This window comes from Brucella sp. TWI559, from assembly GCF_039674265.1.
Lineage (GTDB): Bacteria > Pseudomonadota > Alphaproteobacteria > Rhizobiales > Rhizobiaceae > Brucella > Brucella chromiisoli.
On the sequence record NZ_JBDJNE010000002.1, the window covers coordinates 183350 to 209230 of the forward strand.

Genomic DNA, 25881 nt, shown 5'->3' on the forward strand with positions numbered 1-25881 from the left:
GCGAATGTTGCCAATTACAGGTGTCTTATGACTCTGGTTAACGGCATATGCATATATAGCGTGTTCAAGATAATGCGATAGAAGTGATTTGACGGGCGGATTCTAATAAATATCCGCGAAAGGAGCATGACATGAAAAGGCTGCAGGATAAGGTTGCGATCATCACAGGTGCGGGATCGGGTTTCGGTTCTGCGATAGCGCGCCGATTTGCAGCTGAAGGCGCTAAAGTCGTGCTGGCGGATGTCAATGTGAAGCGCCTTGAAGACGAGTTAGCCGATATTGGCGAGAATGCTTTATCCGTACAGGCTGATGTTTCGCGCAAAGATGACATGGAGCGGCTGGCGCGCGCGGCATTCGACAAGTTTGGTCGTATCGACATCATGGTCAACAATGCCGGTTTCACCCACCGTAACATGCCTTTGACGGATGTGGATGAGCATAATTTCGATCTCATCAATGCCGTTAATATGAAGGCGATCTATTATTCGACGCTGCTCGTTGCCCCGATCATGGAGCATCAGGGGAGCGGCGCGATTATCAACACGGCATCGGCGATGGCCAATCACCCACGCAAAGGGCTTACATGGTTTGCGGCGTCCAAAGGCTGGGTTGTGAGCGCAACCAAGGCGATGGCGCTTGAGCTGGCCGAGAAAAATATTCGCGTCAACTGTATCTGCCCCGCTGAAAGCGACGGCGAAGCTTTGGCGCTTTTTCTCACGGAAGATACGCCGCAGGCGCGTAAAGATCTGAAAGAAACCATTCCGCTTGGCCGCTTCTCCAAGCCTGAAGATGTGGCCGAGGCTGCGCTGTTCCTTGCTTCCGATGCATCATCAATGGTGACAGGAACAGCGCTTAGCGTTGATGGTGGTTACTCTATCTAACGCCGTTCCTGAGAGCGCCCCAGTTATAAGCCGCACCGAGGCCCATGAGCACTGACGTGGCAATAAATACGGCGGGCATGCTAAACTGTCCGCCGACAAAGCCACCGGCCACTGGACCCGCAACCTGCCCGACATATTGGGCGGAAACAGAAAGTCCAAGCACGCTGCCTGCTACGCGGTCAGGGACATTGTGCCGGATGACGCTGCTGATGCAGGGTAAAAGGCCGCCCAAAGCCAACCCCATCAGGAAGCGGAGACCGATCAGCTGCCAGGCTTCGGTCACAAAGGCTTGGGGAATAAGCAACAGTGCTGCAATGGCCAATGCGCCGGTAATGACGCGAGTATGGCCGATGCGATCTGCAAGGCGGCCAAGGCGTGAGGCGGACAGGATGCTGCCGAGCGCTGCCGCAGCCATGACGACACCGGAAATCAGAGTGACCTTCGCCTGATCATCCATCAGTTGCATCACATAGACGGTGATGATCGGCTCAATCGACATATTGGCAAACATCAGCAACATGCCGGTCGCAAGCATGGCGATGACGGGTTTGCGGTCGGGAACTAAAGCCCATATCGATTGCTTCTTTTGTTCGTTGTTTCGCTTGGGTGGTTTGCGATCTTCGCGGATCAGAAATGTTGTTGCAAGAAAGGTCAGGAAGATCACGCTGCCTGCCAGCCAGAAGGTCGTGCGGATACCGATCAGCGGTGGAAGCGCACCACCCAGCAAAGGGCCAGCCAGATTGCCAGCCATGATGCCGGCAGAAAGTGCACCCAGTGCCCAGCCGGTCTTGTCCTTTGGTGTCTGGGTTGCGACGAGAATCATAGAGCCAGAGGAATAGCCGCCTGCAATGCCGACAAACAGGCGCAGCGCCACCAGCTGCCAGATATCTGTGACCATGCCCATCAGCGACATGGCAATCGCCATGCCTAGGCTTGCGCGGATCAGCATCAGCTTGCGGCCATAAAGGTCACCGAGCTTGCCCCAGAAGGGGGCCACGATAGCGGCTGCGAGAAAGGTCGCGCCATAGGCGATGCCCGACCATTGCACGATTGCAGCTTCGTCGGCCACGCCCAATTGTGCCACATAAAGCGGGAGGAACGGCAGAAGCAGCGACATGGCAATGAGCGTGGTGAATGAACCAATGAGGCAGATGAAAAGATTCTGCTTCCAATAGCGTTCGTGGTTTTCATCACCAATTGCCGCCTTATCGCCTGTTTCGGCATGCCGGGTATTCATGGTTTATTCCGTTGTAATAATGTGCGGTTGTTTTGTATTCCATTTTGGGATACCAATTTGGAATACACACATGCGCCTGACACAATAAGTTGTCAATCAGGCAACCGGAAAAATTGGGATGCAGATGTCACAGATGCGGCACGTCGAAGAACAGCTTCGCGATATGATCCTTGGGCTTGAACTGGGACCAGGCGAGCGGCTGACTGAACGCTGGATCGAGACGCAGTTCAATGCTTCGCGCACGCCGATCCGAGCGGCGCTTTTACGGCTTGAAGCCGAGGGACTTGTCGGACGGGAAGGCCGCGGCTGGACTGTTTCACCGATCAATCTCGCCGAGATTGAACAGATCGGCGTCTATCGCGAGGCACTGGAGATTGCCGCCCTCAAGGTCACTTGCGCGATGGAAGATCGCAGTGGGGTCGATGCGATTGCTGAAATGCTCAACAGTTGTGATGCGACGCGTTCGCGTGAAGAGTGGCATCGCGTGGGGATGGATTTTCACATCGAGCTTGCCCGACTTTCGGGCAATGAATTTCTCAGCCGTGGCGTTCGCGATGCCATGCAGCGGCTTTCGCGCGCACGCTGGCTTGAAGTGCGCGATGCGGATGCGCTGGCGCGCGCCTGGCAACAGCATCATGCCATTCTGGATGCGGTGCGAGAAGGAAACGTGTCTCAAGCCACCACTCTGATGACATCGCATTTGGGTGGGAGCCGGTCGCGTCTGATCGACAATCTGCGCGAAGACCGGCGCGGCCTGAAAGCGCGTGGCTTTGCAGTGGTTAGTGGCTAAAGCATTTCCAGCAAAAGTGCGAAGCGGTTTTGCGCGGAATAATGCGTTAAAACAAAAAAATATCACCATTCAGGCAGCTTATGTCCGTCACGGGCAAAACGGGTTGGTCTGCCTTCTTTGATACCCACATCGCGCAGCAAATATTCCGGCGAGTGTTCGTTGATGACGTAATACTTACGTTTCCGCTTGAACAAGTGCGCAATCCACTTGCGCAAGCTCAATGGCGTAGTTTTTTCAGGGCAAGCAGCGGCAATCGTTGATGAGCTGATCACAAAATCACGCATAGTAGGTCTCATTTTTTAGGGGTATGTGTTAAATTGTGCCTATAGTTATGATGGAAAAATGCTTTGTTTTCCAATTGAATGTCGATTATCCTATATAAGGAGAACTTATGTATTATGACGTCGCCCCTGCCACCGCTTTCAGCCATTCGTGTTTTTGAATCCGCTTCCCGCCACGCAAGCTTTACGCGTGCGGCGAAAGAGTTGGGAATGACGCAGGCTGCCGTCAGCTATCAGATCAAATTGCTGGAAGAGCGTGTCGGCGCTCCACTGTTTCTGCGCAAACCGCGACAGGTGGAATTGACCGAACTGGGCAAGCGCTTGGCTCCTGCGATTAACGATGCCTTTGAAACAATGCGGGCGGCCTTTGCTTCGGCACGGGATGACACGCAGGGCGTTTTGACAATCAGCGCTGTGGTGACGTTCGCATCAAACTGGTTGGTACAGCGGTTGGGATCGTTCCAGATGCAACATCCGGCGCTGGCCGTGCGACTGGATACCTCAAACGATATAATTGATTTCTCGACGTCAAATGTCGATATGGCCATTCGCGCCGGGCGAGGAAATTGGCCGGGACTTGAGGCGCATGAGCTGATCAAGGCGCAGTTCTCACCGATGCTCAGTCCCAAGCTTATAGAATCGGTCGGAGGTATCAGGGAACCATCGGATCTGTTGCGTCTTCGCGCTGTCGATCCCAACGATCCATGGTGGAAAATCTGGTACAAAGCTGCCGGAATTGAAAATCCGGCCATAAAGGGCAATTCTTTCAGCCGTTATGGCGCGCAGCATCTCGAAGGGCGAGCAGCCGCTGCCGGGCAGGGCGTTGGTATCCTGACACCTGCGTTTCATGCCGCAGAACTGGCATCAGGGCAACTAATCCAGCCCTTTGATCTTCTTTGTGATGACGGACAGGCCTATTGGCTGGTTTATCCTAAAGCACGCAAGAACATGCCCAAAATCCGTGCTTTTCGCGAATGGATTATGGGCGAGCTTGCCCCGTAACCCTAGCCCATCAGATAGCGGAAAAAACCAGCCGAGCAGATGCCGATGATGACGGTCGGCAGCATAGAAAAGCGTGTTGCCGCTAGAATGGTGATCGCAAGCGCTGCAAGATCAGCCGGTTTGTCGGAAACGAAATCGGGCGCAATGACGGAAATCAGCACGCAGCCGGGAGCGGCTTCCATGACGGCTGTGGCGCGCTTGCTGAGCGTACGATTGCGCAACAGAATATAGCCGCCAATACGCGTGAGATAGGTGACGCTTGCCATTAAAACGATGGCTACAACTGCTATTGGATCAATCATTGTCTTTACCTGCCAGAACATAAGCAGCAATCAGACCGGAAATCGCACCGGCTGCGACATACCACGCACCGGGGATAGTGAGATAGGTTGTTGCTGCAACAACAAGGCTGACCAGCCATGGACGGGCGGCGGCAACGCCTTTCCACATGCCTGCAAGCAGCACGAGGAAGACAGCCGGAAAAGCCATGTCAAAGCCATATGGACGCATATCGCCCATCATCGGGCCGAAAGCTGCGCCAAGGGTCGTAAAGAACACCCATGCAATGTAAAACGGGACCGCAACACCGGCATAGAATTTAAGGCTGAGAGCAGGGTTGATGCCTTTGGCCTTTCGGCGTTTCGCATCGGCAATGCCGATTGCCCAGCTTTCATCGCACATGAGAAACAGCGTCGCAAAAGCCTTGCGCTTGGGCAGATGACGGATAAATGGAGCGAGCGCTGCCCCCATCAGTAGATGACGGCTATTAACGAGAAAAGTAATTGCGGCAATCAGCAAAATATGCGGCGGGGAGGTCCACAGCTGAATAGCTGCAAATTCCGATCCCCCAGCAAAGTTGAGACCGGTCATCAATGGAACTTCGACGAGACTCAACCCTTTTTGTGCAGCAAGCGCACCCAGAACCACCGCATAGGGAATAATGCCAAGCAGAACCGGAAACCCGGCAACTGCACCCCGGCGAAATTCCGAATAACGCGCAGTTCTGCTTTTTTGCGGCGCATAGGCCTGTGAAATATCCATAAAACGTCCGTTGGCCTGCCGTCAGGCTGCCCCTTATGCATTGCATGATTTGTCTGAATTTTGGATAATGTAGCCAATGTCTGACGCAATTTGGTTGCAAAGATTGGTCTTATGCATCAATGTTTGGCACAAAATGCCAATAATATTTTAAAAAATGGAATTGATAGCCAATGAAGCTGGATGATATCGATAGACGGATCCTTCGTGTACTTCAGCGCAATGGTCGCATTGCCAACAATGATCTGGCGCGTGAGGTGGGGCTGTCGGCGTCACCATGTCTGCGTCGCGTCCGGCTTCTTGAAGATGCGGGCGTGATTGATCGCTATGTTGCGGTGCTTAATCCGGCAAAAATTGGCAAAGGGCTGACTTTTTTCGTGCGCATTCGTCTCGATCAACAAGATGAGGAGACACTGCAAACCTTTGCAAAGGCCATCCTGAAGCTACCGCAGGTGGTTGAGTGCTATTTCATGTTGGGGGATTTTGATGCAATGATCCGCGTTGTAGCGGCTGACATTGAAGACTATCGCCGTTTTCAGTCGGAGCATTTGAGCCGCATCAAAGGCGTGCAAAGCCTCAAGACAGACGTTCCGAGCCAGACGGTAAAGCAGGTTTCCGAAATCCCGGTTTAAATCAAGAAAAAGGCCCGGAATGACCGGGCCGTTTTTCATTTCGTTATGCTGCGAGGGTCGCGCTGTCGATGACAAAGCGGTATTTCACATCACTTTTCAGCATGCGTTCATATGCATCTTCGATGTTCTGGATTGCAATCATTTCAATATCGGCAACAATGCCTTTTTCAGCGCAAAAGTCGAGCATTTCCTGCGTTTCAGCAATGCCTCCGATCAGCGAACCGGCAATCGAGCGACGTTTGAAGATCAGCGTAGCGACATTTGGCGATGGATGCGCATGTTCCGGCACGCCAACCAGTGTCAGGGTGCCATCACGCTTTAAGAGCTGGGTGAAGGCATCGAGATTGTGGCTGGCTGCAACGGTGTTGAGGATAAAGTCAAAGCTGTTGGCGTGTGCCTTCATCTCTTCATCGTTGCGCGAGACGATTACTTCATCAGCACCGAGCGCCTTGGCGTCTGCGCGCTTGCTTTCGGATGTGGTGAAAGCGACTGTATGAGCGCCAAGCGCATGAGCAAGTTTGATGCCCATATGTCCAAGGCCACCAATGCCGACAATGCCGACTTTCATGCCGGGACCAACGCGCCAGTGACGCAGCGGCGACCATGTGGTGATGCCTGCGCAAAGCAGTGGTGCAACGGCAGCAAGCTGTTCCTTAGGATGGTTGATCTTGAGAACGAACTTGTCTTTAACAACGATCTGCTGCGAGTAGCCGCCAAGTGTGTGGCCCGGCGCGTCAGGCGTAGGCGAATTATAGGTGCCCGTGAAGCCGTGTTCGCAATATTGTTCCAGCCCGTCATCGCAGGCATAGCAATGCTGGCAACTATCGACCATGCAGCCAACGCCGACCGTATCGCCGACCTTGAATTTGCTGACATTTGCGCCGACAGCGGTAACGTGGCCGACAATTTCGTGGCCGGGAACGCAAGGATAGACCGTTCCGGCCCATTCCGAACGAACCTGATGCAGATCGGAATGGCAGACACCGCAATAAGCGATTGCGATCTGCACATCGTCTGCACCCGGCGCGCGGCGTGTGATGTCGATCGGTTCAAGTGGCTTGTCACCGGCATAAGCACCATAGGCTTTTACGACCATGTGGTTGCTCCTTGTTGTGGTTGAGACCGGACGCATGCTCACACATGAGGCCAGTCGGAAATCTGTTCTGTTGCCGTTCGTTCTTTCGATGCCAGCATATCCACAAACCTGAACACAGGTTTATGACAATCGGCTGACTTGGCAGGCATGTTAAGATGGGGTGAAGAAGCGAAAAAGGAAGAGCAATATGCCGCATTGGCCATCACGAATGCGTGCGCCGTGTTGCTCAGCTTAAAGCGCCAATCTGGTTTGACGTGCTTTAGGGATGTGGTTGTGCAAAGCCATGGCGTTCGGAAAGGGCCTTGAGGATTGCATCCTTGTCGGAGATGAAGGCGCGTCCTTCATATTCGCCTGTTTGATGGATTGAGCTGTCACCTTGCGCCAATATCAGCAGTGGTAAAGACTGGTTTTCCTCACCCACAAGTGCGATTACATCTGGTCTCGGACGCGGCCAGGCGATGCGCATGATCTCGATTTTCTCTCCCAATGCGGGAAATGATGCGAGCACGCCTTCCATCAGCGCACAATGTTCGCAGTAAAAAGTCTGGCCCGGATAGGCCGGATCTTCAAAACCGGGCATTAGAAGAAAAAGCGTGTCTTTGCTCAATGGAAACTCCTGCGCTGCTTTGTTCGTGAAATGATAGGATGATTCTCAGAGCAATTGCGCGTTTCTATTGTGTTTTACTTAATCTCGGTTAGCGCTGCGCGCCCTTGAGAGCACCCACAATCTCATAAAATCTACGCCCTTTGCCCTATGCTCTACCTCTATTTGCGGACGTGGTAGATCGGATTGCTGTAACATTTTCAATGGCATGGTGGAGTAATATCAGAGCGGTAATTGGGGTGAAGTAATCGAGGCATTCTAACTCCGTGCAACACGGAATGGTGCTTCATGTTCTTGAACAGACGCATCGTGCTTTGCAAAAACATGCTGTTTTTGGCCCGATGCCATAACTCTTAGAGCGGAGGGACTTATGTCAGCAGATAAAGACCGGCATTCACCGAGCAGTCGCGCGCGACGCCATTTTCTGGGTGCTGCGGCGGGCATGATTGCAAAGGGTTCGGCCCTGGGCGCGCTGGTGGCGACTGTATCGTCTTTTCCAGCTCGAGCTCTTGGTACGAAATGGTGGGAGCACGGCGGCGGTTCAGGTTCTAACTGTCTTTTGAAAGGTACACTCATAGAGACCGCGAAGGGGCCGGTTGCGGTAGAAAATCTCGTGATCGGAGATTTCGTCAGGACAGTTGATGGTTCTTTTATGCCCGTTAAGTGGGTGGGCTGGCAAAGCCACCGCAAAGGCGGAGCGGGTTGGAACGAGAACATCATGCCGATCCGTATTGCACGTCATGCGATTGACGGCAAAGCGCCTCGCCGTGATCTCTATTTGTCTCCAAACCATGCTCTTTTTATTGATGGCGTTTTGATCAGAGCGAAAGATCTCGTCAATGGCCGGTCTATCACGCGCGCTTTAGCACAAAATATCATCGACTATTATAATATTGTGCTCGATAGCCATGCGGTTGTGCTGGCCGAAGGCGCCGCGGTCGAAACTTATTTGATGCGCGGCGAAAGCTACAAAAGCTTTACAAATTTTGCGGAGTATGAGGCTCTTTACAGAGGCGAAGCACGTATCGTTATGCAGTCTTTTGTGCCGATCATTGGCTATGAAGGTGTGCGTGAACACATAAAGGCATTGCTATGTTTGAGCGGAATTCTGCCGATGTGTGATGTGGTGGAAGAGACATATCAACGCCTTGCAGCAAAAGCCGGGGAGGGTGTGGTTTAAATCCGATCCATCAGCGCATACCATGACAAGGCAACAAATAGCAGTGGGGCACGCAACGTGCGGCCGCCGGGGAAGGCGGGAATGCGCAATTCTTCAAAGAGTTTGAGCTTCTCGCGCTTACCGCTGATCGCGTCCGCATAAAGTCTGCCCATGTAATTGGCGAGCATGACTCCATGGCCGGAGTAACCACCTGCTGAAATAACGCCAGGCATCACTTCACGCACAAATGGCTGGCGCGGCATGGTTATACCAACGGATCCGCCCCATGCGTGTGTAATGTCGACCTTGTCGAGTGCGGGATAGATTTCAGCAATCTGGCGGCGGATATGTTCGCTGATGTCACGCGGATTGTCGGCGGTATAGGCTTCACGGCCTCCGAACAGAAGACGGCCATCCTTTGATTTACGGAAATAACGAACGACGAAGCGCGAGTCATCAACCGACTCACCACCGGGAATGACCGGGCTGTTGTCGCCCAGAGGGGCAGTTGCGCCAATAAAAGAACGGATTGGCATCACGTGAGTTGCACTTGTCGGCTCCAAATCACCGCCGTGCGCATTGACTGCGAGAAACGCTCTCTTTGCTGAAATCGTGCCGCGTGGCGTTTCAACTTCAACGCGACCGCTTGCTGTGGTTATCTTTGTGGCTTTGGTGTTTTCAAAGAGATGCGCACCGGTGGACTGTGCCGCTTTTGCCAGCCCAATCAGCAATTTCAACGGATGGATATGACCGGTGCCCGCATCATAAATCCCGCCATGATAGCGGTTAGAGCCGAGAAGTGTGGCCATTTCGTCGCGTTCAACAAAACGAATATGAGGGTAATTGAAGCGCGTGGCCATCAGTTCCGCATGGGCCTGATAGTGCTTCAGATAACGCGGCTTGTGCGCGGCTGAAATCTGGCCGGGCATATATTCCATATCGATAGAGTGTTCGCGCGCAAAGCCAAGAAGGTAAGCCTTGGCTTCTTCCGCAACATCGAACAGAGCCTTCGCCCGTTCAAAGCCATATTGCTTTTCGAGGTCTTCCGGCCATGTGCGCTGACCGGTGCCGAACTGACCACCATTGCGTCCCGATGCGCCATCGCCAAAGCGTGCCGCTTCGATCAGCACGACGTCAGCTCCCTGTGTGGCCAGATGATAGGCTGCCGAAAGTCCCGTATAACCACCACCAATAACAACGACATCTGCCTGACGGGCACCATCAAGTTCTTCGTATTGTGGTCGCTCTGGAGCGCTCGCTTCGTACCATGAGAAGCCGGGCGAGATTGGGCTTTGATAGGTCATGTGGAACCGGTCAGACGTTGAGCAGAAGGAACTCACGTTCCCACGGGCTGATGACTTCCATGAAAGTCTCGAACTCCGCGCGCTTGATTGCTGCATAAGTGGTGACGAACGAGTTTCCGAAAAGGTTGCGCAATTCCTGATCATTTTCAAAGAGTTGCACAGCTTCTATCAGACCGCGCGGCAGATCGATTTCCTTGGTGTTAACGCTTGTCGATGCAGGTTGATCAGCTTCGATTTTGTTCACCAAACCAATCAACCCGCAGGCGAGCGATGCAGCGAGTGCCAGATAAGGGTTGGCATCAGATGAAGGAATGCGATTTTCGACGCGGCGGCTACCGGACTCGGAACGCGGTACACGGAAGGCCGTCGTGCGGTTGTCGTAACCCCATTTCACGTTAACCGGCGCCGATGCATCAGGCGTAAGGCGGCGATAAGAGTTAACATAGGGCGCGAACATCACGAGCGCGTTTGGTACATGATGTTGCATGCCGCCGATGAAGTGGCGGAAGGCTTCGCTTTCACTGCCATCTTCGTTGGAGAAGATGTTGCGTCCTGTTTTCTTGTCGACGATCGATTGATGGATATGCATCGCCGAACCCGGCTGGCCTTGAATAGGCTTGGCCATGAAGGTTGCATACATATCATGCTTAAGGGCGGCTTCGCGGATTGTGCGTTTGAACAAAAACACCTGATCGGCCAGCTCAACCGGATCGCCATGGCGCAGATTGATTTCAAGCTGTGCTGCACCTTCTTCGTGGATCAGTGTATCGATCTCAAGGCCCTGTCCTTCGGAGAAATGATAGATGTCGTCGATCAGTTCATCAAACTCGTTGACGCCTGCAATTGAATAGCCCTGACCGCCACCAATGGCGCGGCCGGAGCGCCCCACCGGTGGCGTGAGCGGATAATCGGGGTCCGGGTTCTTACGTACCAGATAAAACTCGATTTCCGGTGCAACAACCGGCTTGAGGCCGCGCTTGTTATAGGCAGCAACGACAGAGCGCAGCACATTGCGCGGCGTGAATTCAACCGCGCGTCCATCCTGATAGACCAGGTCGCAGATGACCTGCGCTGTTGCATCCGTTTCCCATGGCACCGAGGAGAGTGTCGAGAGATCAGGCAAAAGCCTGAGATCACCATCATCTTCGGGATATTGAAAACCATGACCGTCTTCAGGATAATCCCCTGAAATGGTCGTCATGAACACAGCAGAAGGCAGAGCAAGCGACGTATTGGAAGTGAACTTCTTTGATGGCATCATCTTGCCACGCGCCACACCCGCCTGATCAGGGGTAATGCATTCGATGTCTTCAATGTCGCGCCATGCCAGCCACTCTGTGGCTTGCTTCCAGTTCTTCACGCCGCGAAGCGATTTGACATAAGCAGGCGTACGGCGACGCGGCGCACGCGTAACCTTCTTTTCCGTCGTATCAGCAGACATCCAACACCAAAAAATGATTTCGTATAGCATCATGATAGCTGGAGCATGATGCGTTGACAAATGAAGCTTTGAACAACAACAACATTAAATATGGGGAGTGATAAATGAGGGGGTATGCACAAACGTGTGGATTGCCGTGTTTGCGTAATGTTGGCGCCATGTTTGAGAAAAGAATTCGCGAAAACATGTCTTGAGAGGTTTTCTGGATGCAAAGAACGATCAAAGCGGCTTTGGGAATGGCAGGAAGCGCTTTTTGCATGATGCTCGCCCTGCAAGGACAGGCATCGGCCAAAAGCGAAAAACTCACCTGCATGATCATCCTTAATGCGAATAATGGCGACATCATCTCTAAAGAAGGCGACGTTTGCGATACGCGCAACAGCCCGGCATCAACCTTCAAAGTGCCATTGGCGTTGATGGGGTTTGAAAGCGGCATTCTCGAGGATGCACACACCCCCTCCTGGCCTTACAAGGAAGGTTATCCCGCGTGGCGTGAATCATGGAGGCAATCTGTCGATCCGACCTATTGGGAGGATCAGTCGGTTGTGTGGTTCTCACAAGAGCTGACGCGGAAGCTAGGAAAAGATAAATTTCAAAAATACACAGATCAACTCAATTACGGTAACCGTGACCTAAGTGGCGATCGGTGCAAGAATAACGGCCTTTTACGTTCTTGGATTTCCTCATCATTGCAAATATCACCCAATGAGCAGGCTGATTTTCTCATGAAGATGGTGAATTACAAGGTGCCGTTTTCTGAGGTTGCGATCACCAAAACCATGGAAATTTTGCCAAGTCATCAGCTTTCAAACGGCTGGATGGTCCATGGTAAAACCGGCTCGGCCTTTGAAACAGGCCCTAAAGGCAAGCCGGATCGACGCCGTCAGTTCGGCTGGTATGTCGGATGGGCGGAGAAAGGCGATCAAAAGGTTGTATTCGTGCGTCTCAATCGAAATGTGCTGGCCAGAAAGGGCGGAATGGGTTCGGTGACGCGTGAAGAGCAATGGGCGATATTGGAAAAGACACTTCAATAATGCGAAATCCGCGCCGTCGCTGAGCATATGTAGTTTATTGTGCCTAATTTGGTCTTGTGAACGGCGAAAGAAAAAATCCGAATGAGCTGTGAAGCAGATTGCGTCTTTTGGGCTGCATAGCAGCATCGAAGCATTTAGGCTTCACGCCTGCGCGATCCATTCGCGCGAAGCGGTGTGGGAATAGATTTCCCAAAAGCGCCTAGCCAAAAATGTCTGTTGACGCAAAAAAGAACCCGACTGGCAGAGCCAGCCGGGGAGGTCAGTTAAGCTAATCCAACATGAATGGACTGGTATATCAAGTTATAATCCGTTGTTTTTTGCTGATCACGGGTTTCGGGTAACGATAACCGGGATCAAGAGGTCGCCCCAGTTGCCATCTCCCGCATGATGTCGGGCAGAACGAACCAGCTCTACAGAAACACCGGCCTCGACTGCTTTCATAACCGACTGATTGAGACGGTGCAGGTCATTGGCAAGCATACGGATCGCGCTTTGCTGATCGGTGCTCATCGAGGTTGATTGCTCTTCTGCTCTTTCCTTAACGCGTGCAATCGAAGCCATTTTATGTTCCCTTCGTTGTTATTCCGCAGCCGGACGGAACTGCGCTGTTTCGGTGGATTCCTTCATGGCGGTGGTCGAAGACTGGCCGCCGGTGATTGCGAGCGATACGGCATCGAAATAGCCGGTGCCGACTTCGCGTTGGTGTTTGGTCGCGGTGTAGCCGTTGGCTTCGGCTGCAAATTCCGCCTGTTGCAGTTCGGAATAAGCCGCCATCTGACGATCTTTGTAACCACGCGCCAGTTCGAACATGCCGTAGTTGAGCTGATGGAAACCGGCCAGCGTAATGAACTGGAACTTGTATCCCATCGCACCAAGCTCGCGCTGGAACTTGGCAATTGTTGCGTCGTCGAGGTTCTTCTTCCAGTTGAACGATGGCGAGCAGTTATAAGCCAGTTTCTTGCCCGGATGAGCCTTATGCACAGCCTCTGCAAAGCGCTTAGCCTGTTCGAGATCGGGCTTGGATGTTTCCATCCAGATCAGATCGCAATAGGGTGCGTAGGCAATGGCACGGGCGATGCATGGCTCAATGCCGCTTTTCACCTGATAGAAGCCTTCCGCCGTGCGGCCAGCATCGTAATCGACGAATGGCTTATCGCGCTCGTCAATATCCGAGGTCAGAAGCTTGGCGGCTTCTGCATCCGTGCGAGCGATGACCAACGTTGCCGTTCCCATGACATCGGCTGCAAGACGTGCCGCATTGAGGTTGCGGATATGGGCCGCAGTCGGGATCAGAACCTTGCCGCCAAGGTGGCCGCACTTCTTTTCAGAGGCCAGCTGGTCTTCATAATGCACGCCAGCAGCACCGGCTTCGATGAAGGCCTTCATGATCTCAAATGCATTCAGCGGTCCGCCGAAGCCTGCTTCCGCATCCGCAACAATTGGTGCAAACCAAGTATCAACCGACAGGCCTTTGCCTTCCGCAGTCTCAATCTGGTCGGCACGCTGCAATGTCTTGTTGATGCGCTTTGCCAGTTCTGGGGCAGCATTGGCCGGATAAAGCGACTGGTCGGGATACATGGCCGATGCCGTGTTTGCATCCGCTGCAACCTGCCAGCCGGACAGATAGATCGCCTTCAAACCAGCACGTACCATCTGCATGGCCTGATTGCCGGAGAGCGCGCCAAGCGCGTTGACGAAATCTTCCTCGTGGATCAGTTTCCACAGACGGTTTGCACCCATCTCGGCCAGCGAATACTTGATCTCCACCGAACCGCGCAGCCTTTTCACATCTTCGGCTGTATGTGCGCGCTCAATGCCGTCAAAGCGGCCTTTGGGTGCCGAAGGGATGAGGCTGTAAAAATCTGTCATTTCGGTGTCTCCTCACACTAAGATTAGGTTCTGGAAGAGCTGATTGTTGTCGCTCTTTCTGTGACCAGATTTACAACCCTATTGCTCGAACAGCTAGAAAAAGCAGGAAAACGGCTGAGAAATTGAGGTAATGCTGTCTGAAAATTGACTGAGGTTATTTGTAAATTTGTAAATCTTGTCAAAATCAAACTTTGCAGCTATTTTGTCATGAATTGTAAATTTCATCATTGCTGACTTGGGAGGCCTCATGAGCGAACGCAAGATCTTTGCTGGTCCACGCATCAGGCGCATCCGCAACGAACGCGGTCTGACGCAGACATCCATGGCCGAGGCGCTTGGTATTTCGCCGTCCTATCTCAATCTGATTGAGCGCAATCAGCGTCCGCTGACGGTGCAGCTCTTGTTGAAGCTTGCCAGTGTTTACAAGCTTGATCTCGACAGCCTTCAGGCTGAAAGCGGCGCAACGGTTGCTGGGCTGAAAGAAGTATTTTCCGATCCACTGCTGACGGGAGAATTGCCGGGCGATCAGGAACTGGTGGAGATTGGCGAGGCGGCACCCAATGCCGCCACCGGCATCGTTAAACTCTACCGTGCATACCGCGAGCAACAGCAGCGCCTTTCTGATCTCTCGCAATTGCTTTCGCATGAAGGCAGTGATGCGCAGCTTTCCGCCACGCGTTTGCCGCTGGATGAAGTGCGTGATGTTATGGCGCGGCGGCCCAATCATTACCCGCGGATCGAGGAAGAGGCGGAAAGCTTTTATGGTTTGCTGAAACCTGATGGCGACTTGTCAGGTGCGTTGAAAGAATGGCTGCGGCGCGAGCATGGCATTACGGTGCGCACATTGCCCGTTGCAACCATGCCGAACTGGCGCAGGCGTTACGATCGGCATTCACAGCGGCTTTTCATATCGGAGCGATTGTCGCCTTTTGATCAGTTGCAGGAAATTGCCATGGAAGCAGCGCTGATCCGTATGCAAGTAATGATCGGCGCTGAAACAGAAGGGCTAAAACTCTCGTCCAGTGAAGCAAAGCGCATCGCGCGTTTTGAACTGGCGCGTTATGCGGCACAGGCTTTGATGATGCCTTACCGGCAGTTTCGTGATGCTGCTGTGCGGGCGCGCTATGATATAGACGTGTTGCGTTCACGCTTTGGCGTGTCGTTTCAACAGGCGGCAAACCGACTGACAACGCTTCAGCGGCGGGATAATTCTGCTTTACCGTTTTTTCTGATGGAAATCGATCATGCTGGCAATCGCTTGCGCATGGCGGGTGCCGAAGGCTTTCCGGTGCGATTTGGCGGTCAGTGTCCGAAGCTTCCGGTCTATGCAGCATTCACACAGGCGGGGCAGGTGCTGGTGGAGCCAGCCGAATTGCCCGATGGTTCCAGTTTTCTGACGGTTGCGCGAACGCTTGAAGGACCGCAAGGTGCATTTAACGAGCGTCCGCGGCGCACGGCAATTCTCATCGGCTGCTCGCTCGATGCTGCTATAGAGACAGTTTACGGTACAAACAGTGCGCCTCGCACAGAAATAGGCCCCGCTTGCAGGCTTTGTGAACGGCAAGGCTGCATCACCCGTGCCGAGCCGCCGTTGACGCGTCCATTAGGGCTTGATGAAATGGTGGCGGGGCTATCTGCTTTCGATTTCCAGTAAAGCCGCGATATTTTGACTCCGACGGTCTGCAAATGGCGTGGTTCTGCGCTCCCGGTGCTCGTGTACCCGAAGTACACTCCGCTCCGGTTCTCGAACCTCACTATTTTCGCCGCGCCATAGTCAAAATCTCGTTGGCTCTCAGGCGTGGCATCGCAATTTTTATGTTTGTGTTGTCATCAGCCGGTTGACGAATGCTGCACAATCTAAAAAGGTAGAAAATGAAACAATTTACCCACCCTTAAGCTGTACCGGAAATTACGGTGCAGAATGGAGCACGCGATGAGGATGAAATCCTTTCTTCTGGCGACAACGATGGTCACGACCCTTGTGAGCGCCACCGTATTTCCCGCAAGCGCGCAGGAGCGGGTTGTCAATATTTATAACTGGTCGGATTATATCGACGATTCGATCCTCAAGGATTTTACCAAGGAAACGGGCATTAAGGTCGTTTACGACGTTTATGATTCCAATGAAATTCTTGAAACCAAGCTTCTTGCCGGTGGTAGCGGCTATGATCTTGTTGTGCCATCGGGTGAATTCCTTGGCCGTCAGATCCCGGCTGGTGTGTTCTTGAAGCTCGACAAGGACAAGCTGCCAAACCTCAAGAATATGTGGGATGAAATTTCGACCCGTGCCGCGACCTACGATCCGGGCAACGAATATTCCATAAACTACATGTGGGGCACGACCGGCATTGGCTATAACAAGGCCAAAATCAAGGAAATCCTTGGTACCGATACGATTGACTCTTGGGATGTGCTCTACAACCCGGAGATTTCGGCGAAGCTGAAAGACTGCGGTATTTATCTGCTGGATACATCAAGCGAAATGCTGCGCCCGGCTTTGAATTACCTTGGTCTTGATCCCAATTCCCCTTCACCGGAAGATATGGAAAAGGCGCAGGAGCTTTATCTCAAGATTCGTCCGAATATCCGCAAGTTCCATTCGTCGGAATATATCAACGCGCTGGCGAATGGCGACATCTGCATGGCTGTTGGTTATTCAGGTGACATCTTCCAGGCACGTGATCGTGCCGAGAAGGCAAATCAGGGCGTAGAGATCGGTTATTCGATCCCGAAGGAAGGCGCGCTGATGTGGTTTGACCAGATGGCAATCCCTGCTGACGCAAAACATGTACCTGAAGCGCTTGAATTCATGAATTATATCATGCGCCCGGAAGTTGCGGCGAAAGCATCCAATTTCGTATTCTATGCGAATGGTAACAAGGCTTCGCAGGCGTTCATCGATAAAGATATTCTCGATGACCCAGAAATCTATCCGAGCGAAGAGGTGTTGAAAAAATTGTTTGTGCCAACACCTTATGACCAGAAAACTCAGCGTTATGTTACGCGGGCCTGGACCAAGATCGTCACAGGTCAGTAACAGTTGGATAATAAGACGGTTGTGAACGTCTGATCGGGTTTGGTCCCGTCAAATTGTTAAGAGCGGCTCACTGTTCATACAGGAGGGCCGCTCTACGTCTTAATATAGTCGTTTAGTGGCAGACTGTGCCTGTGAATGCAGGCCCTCGATTAAGTCGATAGGGGAACGGAATGGAATCTTTTGGCAGCTTTCGCCGCAAATTTGCACCCTGGAATGATCCGGCGGCGAAGCCTTTCATCTCTTTTGAGAATGTGACCAAGATTTTCGGCGATTTTACCGCGGTTGATGATCTGTCGCTCAATGTTTTCAATCGCGAGTTTTTCTCGCTCTTAGGTGCTTCCGGCTGCGGCAAGACCACATTGATGCGCATGTTGGCGGGTTTTGAGGAGCCGACATCGGGGCGCATTACGCTCGATGGTCAGGATTTGCGCGGCATTCCTCCCTATAAGCGACCGGTCAATATGATGTTCCAGTCCTATGCACTGTTCCCGCATATGACGGTAGAGAACAACATTGCTTTTGGGCTCAAGCAGGACGGCATGGCGAAATCGGAAATCGATGCGCGTGTCGCTGAAATGCTCAAACTTGTGAAGCTTGAGAAATATGGCAAGCGCAAGCCGCATCAGCTTTCTGGTGGTCAGCGCCAGCGTGTGGCCTTGGCGCGTGCTGTTGCCAAGCGTCCGAAAGTGCTGCTGCTGGATGAGCCGCTTGGTGCGCTCGACAAGAAGCTGCGCGAAGAAACCCAGTTCGAATTGATGGATTTACAGGTCAAGCTCGGTCTTACCTTCATGGTCGTCACCCATGATCAGGAAGAAGCCATGACCATGTCTGATCGTATCGCTGTCATGGATAAGGGTCGCATTATGCAGGTGGCAACACCGGCAGAAGTTTATGAGGCGCCGCGTTCAAAGTTTGTGGCCGACTTCATTGGGAATGTGAACATCATCGAAGGTGAAGTGGTCAAGGTCGCCAATGGTGAGGCTGAAATCGCCACGGAAAAATTTGGCTTTCATATCCACACTGAAACGCGCGAGCAGCTCAATGCCGGTCAGAAGGTTTGGTATGCGGTGCGTCCTGAAAAGACACGCATTAACCGCGAAAAGCCGGAAGAGACCGCTGTCAACGCGGTTGAGGGTGAGCTTTGGGATATTGCCTATTTTGGCGATATGACGGTTTTCCACGTCCGCCTCGACAATGGTCGCACCATCAAGGCTGCAAGCCTGAATGCTGTGCGCAAGACGGAAAATCCGCTGACCTATGATGAGCGCGTATGGGTTTCGTTTGATACCGATGCCGGTCTGGTGCTGACGGCCTGAGGAGGGGAAGCACATGCAAAAGCTGATCGCTTCCATAACCAGTCGCCTCGTGATCGCAGTCCCTTATCTGTGGCTGCTGATCTTCTTTCTGGTTCCGTTTTTTATTGTCTTCAAGATTTCGCTTTCCGAAGTCACGATGGCAATACCGCCTTATCAGCCAGTTATTGATTTGACGCAGGGCTTTGGTCTTGCATGGGAGCGCGTGAAGCAGCTTTCTATCGATAACTATCTCTGGCTGATGGATGATCCGCTTTATTATATGGCGTATCTTTCCAGCGTGCGGATTGCGGCAATCTCGACATTTCTGACATTGCTCGTCGCTTATCCTATGGCTTATGGCATGGCGCGGGCACCGCAAAGTCTGCGACCGACATTGCTTATGCTGGTCATCCTGCCGTTCTGGACATCGTTCCTGATCCGCGTTTATGCGTGGATTGGCATCCTCAAGCCGGAAGGTCTGCTCAACCAGTTTTTAATGTGGCTGAATATCATCGATACGCCACTCAACATTCTGAACACGGAAACGGCAATCTTCATTGGTATCGTTTATTCTTATCTGCCGTTCATGATTCTGCCGATTTATTCGTCACTCGAAAAAATGGATTATTCGCTGATCGAAGCGGCGCAGGATCTCGGCTGTACTGCATTTTCAGCTTTCTGGAAGATCACCTTTCCACTATCGCTTGCAGGCGTCGTGGCGGGGTGTTTCCTTGTGTTCATTCCGGCTGTTGGTGAATTCGTGATCCCCGATCTTCTTGGCGGATCGCAGACGCTGATGATCGGTAAGACAATCTGGAGTGAGTTCTTCTCCAATCGCGACTGGCCGGTATCTTCGGCTGTGGCCGTGGTTCTGCTGCTCCTGCTTATCGTGCCGATCGTGATTTTCCAGCAGGTGCAGGCGCGCCAGCAGGAGAAGGGGAAATAACATGCAAAACAATTGGTCACGTTTTAATATTGTCTCGGTGTCGCTTGGCTTTGCTTTTCTTTATCTGCCGATTGTTCTGCTGGTCATCTATTCGTTCAACGAATCCCGCCTCGTCACTGTCTGGGCGGGCTTCTCGACCAAATGGTATGTGGAGCTGTTCCGCAATCAGGCGCTGATGGATGCGGCATGGGTGACGATCCGCGTCGGGCTTTTGTCTGCGACGATTGCAACCGTGCTTGGAACGCTGGCCGCACTTGCACTCACGCGCTACACGCGGTTTCGCGGGCGAATTCTGTTCTCGGGCATGGTCTACGCGCCGCTGGTCATGCCGGATGTCATCACCGGCCTTTCGCTGTTACTTTTGTTCGTGGCGATGAATTTTGACCGTGGTTTCTGGACGGTTACGCTTGCGCATATCACCTTCTCGATGTGCTTTGTGGCCGTTGTCGTGCAGTCGCGTCTGGTGAGTTTTGATCGGTCGCTGGAAGAAGCGGCAATGGATCTTGGCGCGCCACCCGTGACAACATTCATGAAAATCACATTGCCAGTTATTCTGCCTGCCGTTGTTTCCGGCTGGATGCTGGCTTTCACCCTTTCACTCGATGATCTGGTGATTGCAAGCTTCACCTCTGGTCCGGGTGCAACCACACTGCCGATGAAGATTTACTCTCAGGTGCGGCTTGGTGTGACACCGGAAATCAACGCGGTCTGCACTATCCTGATTGCACTGGTGGCGACGGGCGTGATCATTGCTTCGGTTGTCAACAAGCGTCGCGAAGTGCAGCGCCGCCGTGACGAGCAAGCCGCATTCCGTATGGGATGATGATCATAAGGAGAGGGGCTTACTGCCCCGTTTCGCTTCCTGTCGATGATGGGGAGATAAAGGGCCGATCCCAGGAGCCGCCAACAAAGAAATGCAGCGGTGGCTTCGCGGGCGTGGTTTCGGCAAGTTGTCCATCCGTATTCTGCGGCTGCGGCTGGCTATCGGGGAAGATGACTTCGCCGCTTAATGCCAGACTGCGGTCAACAAATGGAACAATACCAGCCAGATTGAGCGTGCCATCATTCGTGGCAAGACGCGCATTCTCCAGCGTTGCCACGCCATCGGAAAGATTTGCCTTGAGGTCGAGGCGATTGAAGGCAAGAGAGACGTTTTCCTGCCGTTCAAGCGCAAAGAAACCTTGGCTCTGCGCTTTTGTCAAAAAATCCTGAACCGAAAAGCCTTGCATTTGCCCGTTGTTAAGCTGAACGGAGACATTGCCCTGCGCGCTGTTCAGAAGCGCTGACCAACGGTTGGCTGGCGCTTTCATAAACAGTGAAACATTACCCTTGCCATTGACGAATGGCTTGTCAAAGCCGAGCGCTGCAAAAAGCTGCGAGCTGTCAATGTCTGATGCGTTGAACCGCAATTCACCACTGGCGGTCTTCAGGTCGCGAACAATCTGCAGATTGGCCTGAATAATGCCGTTAAAGGCTTTGGCGTCACCAATATCGAACATCGCGCGACCGCCTCTGATCTGTACGGCCGCTGCAACGCTGGTTAATGATACCGGACCTGCGGTGGCGGCTTGCGCCGAAAGACGCAGGTCAAGCTCAGCCCGGTCGATGAAGCTCGTATTGATATTGTCCTGCTCGCTTTGATTCCGTTCGCTCGGAGAGCGAGGCTGATTGACGGGCAGCGGCACGAAGATGGAGAATAACCGTCGCAGATCAAGCTTATCGAAGGCGAGGGTGCCGGTAACCGCAGGCGTGTCCTGCTCAAAGCCAATTTCAATCACACCCTTGGCCGGGCTTTCATCCGTTGTCATTTCGACATTATCGAATTTCAGCCGCTTCGGTGTTGATGTAATGGTTGAATCAAGGGAAAAAGCCCCGATTTCGGTGCTGCCGGCGACGGGTGGCAGGCCGAGCCAGCGAACACTGTTGCTGAGCGAGGGCGTTTTTGCACTCAACGCGCCCTCAAAGAAGCGGTCATTGGAAATATTGGCCTTACCCTCAAAGGTAATATTGAGGGGTGTGGATGTGAAGCTTGCGTTTACGTCAGAGGTGCCACCGGCAAGAAGCGACAATGCTTGACCGGCGGTGACATTGAATTGGGTGGCCTCGCCCCGCCATTGCGCACTGCCGCGCAAGGTTGCCGCACTTGATGTTCGCGGCCATTCAAGCGTGGCGTTCAACTTTGTAATCTGCTGCTCTTCCTTCGAAGCCTCCTGCTCGTCGGGATGATTAAATGAGACCGTACCATCACGGATCACAACGCGGCCAAAAGGTTGCGATGCCTGTTGCGCGGCAAGCGCTTTGTCATTGGCGCCGTTTTGCTGCAAAGCGCGTTGCGCGCGGATGGCCGTGCCGAGGCGCCCGCTGGAATTGGCAATCGCATCAAGCAGACCGGAAAAATTATCGACCGGTCCACCAATATTGAAATGCGGCCTTACAATCTGCGTTTCAGAGAAAGACAAACGCCCCATAAGTGCATCGAGTGGGGAAAGTTCAACTTCAATCCGGTTGGCACTCATGAAGGGCTTGGAACCCTGATCTGAAACCTTACTCAGTGTGACACCATCAAGTGAAGCGCGTAACACCGGAAATACCCGCAAACGCGGTGCTTCACGCAGCTCGACGCTATAGCCGGTCCAGGCACTGATTTCCTGGGCAACGCGAATACGGATCGCATCTGTGGAAACGATAAAAGGAACGATTGCGAGCAACGTTGCTGCTGCTGCCGCACCAAGAATGATGAGCGCAATAATAAGGCGCGTAAATCTGGGCCAGCGCATCAACCATCCTATCAGTGACATATAATCCGTAATCTATCTCAGCATTATAGCAAAGCATAGCCACCTATGCTGATTCCAACATATGGTTAGTTCATCAATGCAAAAACCGGTAATGATTTTTGAAAGCTGGAATCATAGATTTAGGGATTTAATCTGCCAGAACGCGTGTTGGCGGAAAGATGATTTCGACAACTGTGCCCTGACCCGGTGTCGAATCGATTGCAAATTGTGCGCGATTGGCCTCAACCATCGCCTTTGTCAGCGGCAGTCCGAGGCCTGTGCCTTCGTTGCGCCAGTCCTTCGCATTTTCTGCCTGCCTGCGTTGCATGGCATTGACCTGACGGAAAGGTTTGAGTGCCTGCTGAACTTCCGCTTTTGTCATGCCAACGCCTGTATCGCGCACGCGCATAACGACATCGCCGTTCAATTCGTAATTTGTTGAGACGATGACCTGTCCGCCGGTTGATGTGAAGCGAACTGCGTTGGAAAGCAGGTTGAGCGCGACCTGTTTGATCGAGCGTGCGTCTGCGACAATATCCGGCAGGTTCGACTGGAAGCTCGAGCGGATAATCACGCGCTCACGATTGGCCTGCGGCTGCATCAACGCGATGGCCTCGCCAATCGCGTCATTGAGCGAAACCGCTTCAAACTGCATATCCAGACCACCCGCTTCGATCTTGGATATATCGAGCAGATCATTGACCAGCGCCAGCACATGGTTGCCGGAACGATTGATATCCCGCAGATAATCGCGATAGCGGTCATTGCCGACAGGTCCGAATTTCTCATCCGCCATCAGCTCCGAAAAACCGATGATCGCATTGAGCGGCGTGCGGATTTCGTGGCTGATACGGGCCAGAAACTCGGTCTTCTGGCTGGATGCACGCTCGGCTTCCTTGCGTGCTTTGGTCAGTTCTTCTTCAGTGCGCTTCCATTGTGTGATGTCACGAAGAACGGCGCAGTAACCGCTTGTGTGCGGTAGTTTGCCGATGGTCATATACAGCGGAATAAAGCCGCCTTGCGCTTCCCTGCCGATCACTTCGCGGCCGTCATTGAGCACACTGAGAACACCGTTGTCAGAAAGCCCGTGCAGATAATCCATCGCAGCACGCTGGCTTTCAATGGCAAAAAGCATTGAGAAGAATTTGCCTTCTGTATCTTTATGATCATAACCAAAAAGCGCAGCCGCTGAATGGTTCATCGAACGAATGCGGCCTTCCGGCTCAATGAGCACAACGCCGTCAGTGGCGGTGTCGAGGATGATCTTGAGTTCTTCCACATTGGCTTGAAGCGCTTGCTTCTCAGCGAGATCGGCGCTTGGCGTTTCTGCTGGCCCGGTCACCTCTGCAAGTGTAGGAGCCACAGGCATCAGGCTCAGCATGAGCGCACGACCATCACGCCAGCCAATGGCGTTGAGATGAGCCTCTACGGGCTGTTCGCTGCCATCCGCACGTCGCAGAACCATGCCCTGGGAATTTCCGCCATCTTCGTTGTCGCTGTTGAACAAAGCTTCCACACCACCGGCATGATGAATGTCTTGCAGCGTTGCATAGCCTGTCAGGTCAAGAAGTGCCTGATTAACATAATGAATTTCGTCGCCGGAATGAATGATGACCGGGATAGGCAGATTGGCGAGAAGCGTTGTTTCGTCGGAAGCATGCTTCTGTTCGGTCTTGGCGGCATGCTGCGTCTCGTCCGCTGGTTTGGGGTTTTCAGACACAAGCGCTACAACCGCTGAATGCTCCGCCGCAGGCTGCTCGCCGTCTTGCCTGGAATTGGCCAGTCCCTGCTTGCGCAAACGATCTGCAATCTCGCGAAATGCGCTGCGTTCCGTAGCAGTCAGCCCGCCTTCTGGGCGCTGTTCCTTGTTTTTGCTGTGCTTTGCCTGATCCGCTTCCACTTTTCCGCGTGCGGCAGCATTGAGCAGCTCAATGATCTTATCTGACTCGCGGCGCCCCGCGTTCGGAGTCAGCTCAAATGGCAACGTTGGCGAGGCAGGGGGCGGATGCCCGGCTCCGATTCGATCATCATTGGCAACTTCCTCTGAAAGCGCCAATATATCGCCTTCATCATCCGCGTTCAGCATATCCTGTATCGTCGGCGCGGCGTCCCGTTTCTGCGGAACGCCACCAGCAAGTACCAGACCGATTGCCTCTGGATCCTCTTCCGCATCTTCCGGGCGCACAAGGCCAAACCCACGGAAGCCAATGAATTCGCGGTCGCGCGAATATACGGGCAGGGCTGCAAGCTCTACCGGTACACGCAGCTGCGTTCCTTCAACAGGCCAGAGCAGTTTCTTGCCGGACCACGTGTCTCGCTTTTGCAGCAGTGACGCGATGCTGCCATCCGTATCAAAGCCGAAAACCTTTGCTACCTCCGAAAAGCGTCTGCCAATGACGTCTGCCGCATTCGGCCCAATGATGACGCCAAGCTCCGGCGAAACCTCGGTAAATGAACCTGCTGCATCTGTTTTCCAGATGAACCGGGCAGGCGCGCCTTTTTCATCGAATGCGAAGCTTTTGGGCTCTACTTTCTTTTCCACAGCGGCATCGGCTGTTGGAGCTCTCTGTTTATCGCTTGTTTTGGCAACCGCTTCCCCGACGATGCATACCAGATGCAGGGCAGGATGATCGGAAAGCCGGGCAATCGCACCGGGTACCGAGTGTTTGCCCGCACGAATGCGGCGCTTCACGACACGGTCGCTGGCGTCGCCTGCTTCAATGATAAGGTCTTCAAGGGTTGAGACAGAAATATCCAGCGCAGAAAAACCTGGGCTTGCGGCGATGATTTTCGCGTCTCCCTCAATGAGGGCGACATGGGTTTCTTCATCACTGATGCCAGAAATAATCGTTTCGGGCGAAGCATTGTGGTTTTCGACTGTGAGCAGCGTGGCTTTTACACCATCTGGCATTGTCAGTTGTGAAACCTGAAGACGGGTGAGTTCGGAACGCATGCCTGAGCTAAGGCGCACTGCAACAATATGCGGTTCGCCGTCTTTAGGGCTGCTGGAGCCTGCGATCTGGCGACGGGTTGCGACGGGTAGTTCAAGCTCGCCGCCGATAATGTCTTCGATATGCTCAAAACCGAATAGCTTGGCGCCGGGGCCATTGATCCACAGAACAGTCGACAGGTCGTGCGTCAGCACGAGCTGCGCATCGCCTTTTATAAAGCCTTCGCGGATTTGATCCAGCGCAGCAATATTGATGAAGGGGTATGATCCTGACATACCGGTCCTTTACCTGTTCTTCCGACCACCCAAAGTGCTCTTTAATTATATGTTAATAAGCTGCTTGCGGGTTCGGGTCTACATTCCCGTTCGATATGGACCTGACTTTCTGTTCCATTAGTTAATAGAGGCGTGGTAATTTTAAGTGTCAGCTCATTTACGAGCTTTGTGCACAAGCATGCATAAAACATGGTAACCAGAATGCATCCAATTTTAACGATTGGGGCGTTTG

23 protein-coding genes are annotated in these 25881 nt (G+C 53.0%); 11 read left to right on the plus strand and 12 right to left on the minus strand.

The genetic code is table 11. From position 1 onward, the window contains the following. The first annotated feature begins 131 nt into the window (after positions 1 to 131). The gene (locus ABE530_RS04915; protein WP_265984421.1) at positions 132 to 881 is read left to right on the plus strand and encodes an SDR family oxidoreductase; all 750 of its coding nucleotides are present in this window, start codon (positions 132 to 134) and stop codon (positions 879 to 881) included. On the opposite strand, the gene ABE530_RS04920 is transcribed toward ABE530_RS04915, so the two are convergent. Then, the gene (locus ABE530_RS04920) at positions 874 to 2118 is read right to left on the minus strand and encodes a multidrug efflux MFS transporter (protein WP_499693786.1); all 1245 of its coding nucleotides are present in this window, start codon (positions 2116 to 2118) and stop codon (positions 874 to 876) included. The two genes, ABE530_RS04915 and ABE530_RS04920, sit on opposite strands and share 8 nt — an antisense overlap. A 124-nt stretch (positions 2119 to 2242) precedes the next feature. Between ABE530_RS04920 and ABE530_RS04925 the strand changes: the two genes are divergently transcribed. Beyond that, positions 2243 to 2908: a GntR family transcriptional regulator gene (locus ABE530_RS04925; protein ID WP_499693909.1), complete on the plus strand. Its 666-nt coding sequence runs from the start codon at positions 2243 to 2245 to the stop codon at positions 2906 to 2908. Between the two features lie 62 nt (positions 2909 to 2970). On the opposite strand, the gene ABE530_RS04930 is transcribed toward ABE530_RS04925, so the two are convergent. Beyond that, a complete protein-coding gene (locus ABE530_RS04930; RefSeq protein WP_499693787.1) occupies positions 2971 to 3192 on the minus strand; it encodes a hypothetical protein in 222 nt (73 codons plus the stop codon). A gap of 114 nt (positions 3193 to 3306) precedes the next feature. Between ABE530_RS04930 and ABE530_RS04935 the strand changes: the two genes are divergently transcribed. Further along, positions 3307 to 4191: a LysR substrate-binding domain-containing protein gene (locus tag ABE530_RS04935; protein ID WP_499693788.1), complete on the plus strand. Its 885-nt coding sequence runs from the start codon at positions 3307 to 3309 to the stop codon at positions 4189 to 4191. Between the two features lie 2 nt (positions 4192 to 4193). Here the strand turns inward: ABE530_RS04935 and ABE530_RS04940 are convergent, their stop codons facing one another. Both ABE530_RS04940 and ABE530_RS04945 read right to left on the minus strand, forming a co-directional pair. Further along, positions 4194 to 4493 (minus strand): AzlD family protein, encoded by a 300-nt coding sequence (locus ABE530_RS04940; RefSeq protein WP_265984416.1) that lies wholly within the window; start codon positions 4491 to 4493, stop codon positions 4194 to 4196. Then, a complete protein-coding gene (locus ABE530_RS04945; RefSeq protein WP_499693789.1) occupies positions 4486 to 5232 on the minus strand; it encodes an AzlC family ABC transporter permease in 747 nt (248 codons plus the stop codon). The genes ABE530_RS04940 and ABE530_RS04945 overlap by 8 nt, the downstream gene beginning before the upstream one ends. A gap of 170 nt (positions 5233 to 5402) precedes the next feature. On the opposite strand from ABE530_RS04945, the gene ABE530_RS04950 reads away from it, so the two are divergent. Beyond that, positions 5403 to 5861, plus strand: coding sequence for an Lrp/AsnC family transcriptional regulator (locus ABE530_RS04950; protein ID WP_265984413.1), 459 nt, complete (start codon positions 5403 to 5405; stop codon positions 5859 to 5861). A gap of 43 nt (positions 5862 to 5904) precedes the next feature. Here ABE530_RS04950 and ABE530_RS04955 read toward each other — a convergent pair whose 3' ends face one another. Further along, entirely contained in the window at positions 5905 to 6957 is a 1053-nt protein-coding gene (locus tag ABE530_RS04955; protein WP_499693790.1) for an NAD(P)-dependent alcohol dehydrogenase, read from the minus strand. 259 nt (positions 6958 to 7216) lie between these two features. Further along, the gene (locus tag ABE530_RS04960; protein ID WP_499693791.1) at positions 7217 to 7564 is read right to left on the minus strand and encodes a DUF3088 domain-containing protein; all 348 of its coding nucleotides are present in this window, start codon (positions 7562 to 7564) and stop codon (positions 7217 to 7219) included. A 367-nt stretch (positions 7565 to 7931) separates the two neighbouring features. On the opposite strand from ABE530_RS04960, the gene ABE530_RS04965 reads away from it, so the two are divergent. Beyond that, positions 7932 to 8741, plus strand: a complete 810-nt coding sequence (locus tag ABE530_RS04965) for a Hint domain-containing protein (protein WP_499693792.1) — start codon at positions 7932 to 7934, stop codon at positions 8739 to 8741. Here ABE530_RS04965 and ABE530_RS04970 read toward each other — a convergent pair. Continuing rightward, a complete protein-coding gene (locus ABE530_RS04970) occupies positions 8738 to 10024 on the minus strand; it encodes an NAD(P)/FAD-dependent oxidoreductase (RefSeq protein ID WP_265984405.1) in 1287 nt (428 codons plus the stop codon). The genes ABE530_RS04965 and ABE530_RS04970 overlap by 4 nt on opposite strands. Positions 10025 to 10034: 10 nt before the next feature. After that, complete coding sequence (locus ABE530_RS04975; RefSeq protein WP_499693793.1) at positions 10035 to 11465, minus strand: glutamine synthetase family protein; 1431 nt, start codon at positions 11463 to 11465, stop codon at positions 10035 to 10037. A 206-nt stretch (positions 11466 to 11671) separates the two neighbouring features. On the opposite strand from ABE530_RS04975, the gene blaOXA reads away from it, so the two are divergent. After that, complete coding sequence (gene blaOXA, locus ABE530_RS04980; RefSeq protein WP_499693794.1) at positions 11672 to 12499, plus strand: class D beta-lactamase; 828 nt, start codon at positions 11672 to 11674, stop codon at positions 12497 to 12499. A 324-nt stretch (positions 12500 to 12823) separates the two neighbouring features. Here blaOXA and ABE530_RS04985 read toward each other — a convergent pair whose 3' ends face one another. Next, positions 12824 to 13060: an SMc00767 family acetate metabolism repressor gene (locus ABE530_RS04985; RefSeq protein ID WP_265984401.1), complete on the minus strand. Its 237-nt coding sequence runs from the start codon at positions 13058 to 13060 to the stop codon at positions 12824 to 12826. A gap of 18 nt (positions 13061 to 13078) precedes the next feature. After that, the gene (aceA, locus tag ABE530_RS04990) at positions 13079 to 14368 is read right to left on the minus strand and encodes an isocitrate lyase (RefSeq protein ID WP_499693795.1); all 1290 of its coding nucleotides are present in this window, start codon (positions 14366 to 14368) and stop codon (positions 13079 to 13081) included. 247 nt (positions 14369 to 14615) lie between these two features. Between aceA and ABE530_RS04995 the strand changes: the two genes are divergently transcribed. The 5 genes from ABE530_RS04995 (at position 14616) to ABE530_RS05015 (ending at position 20469) form a co-directional block, all read left to right on the plus strand. Beyond that, positions 14616 to 16022: a helix-turn-helix domain-containing protein gene (locus tag ABE530_RS04995; protein WP_499693796.1), complete on the plus strand. Its 1407-nt coding sequence runs from the start codon at positions 14616 to 14618 to the stop codon at positions 16020 to 16022. 279 nt (positions 16023 to 16301) lie between these two features. Further along, positions 16302 to 17405, plus strand: coding sequence for a polyamine ABC transporter substrate-binding protein (locus ABE530_RS05000; RefSeq protein ID WP_265984397.1), 1104 nt, complete (start codon positions 16302 to 16304; stop codon positions 17403 to 17405). A 170-nt stretch (positions 17406 to 17575) separates the two neighbouring features. Further along, positions 17576 to 18721, plus strand: a complete 1146-nt coding sequence (locus ABE530_RS05005; RefSeq protein ID WP_499693797.1) for an ABC transporter ATP-binding protein — start codon at positions 17576 to 17578, stop codon at positions 18719 to 18721. Positions 18722 to 18734: 13 nt separating this feature from the next. After that, complete coding sequence (locus tag ABE530_RS05010) at positions 18735 to 19646, plus strand: ABC transporter permease subunit (protein WP_396998294.1); 912 nt, start codon at positions 18735 to 18737, stop codon at positions 19644 to 19646. Position 19647: 1 nt separating this feature from the next. Continuing rightward, positions 19648 to 20469 carry an ABC transporter permease gene (locus ABE530_RS05015; protein WP_265984394.1) on the plus strand — a complete coding sequence of 274 codons (822 nt, stop codon included), beginning with the start codon at positions 19648 to 19650 and terminating at the stop codon, positions 20467 to 20469. Positions 20470 to 20488: 19 nt separating this feature from the next. Here the strand turns inward: ABE530_RS05015 and ABE530_RS05020 are convergent, their stop codons facing one another. Then, positions 20489 to 22423 (minus strand): AsmA family protein, encoded by a 1935-nt coding sequence (locus ABE530_RS05020; protein ID WP_499693798.1) that lies wholly within the window; start codon positions 22421 to 22423, stop codon positions 20489 to 20491. Positions 22424 to 22571: 148 nt separating this feature from the next. Continuing rightward, entirely contained in the window at positions 22572 to 25649 is a 3078-nt protein-coding gene (locus ABE530_RS05025; protein ID WP_499693799.1) for a PAS domain S-box protein, read from the minus strand. Positions 25650 to 25881 lie beyond the last annotated feature (232 nt).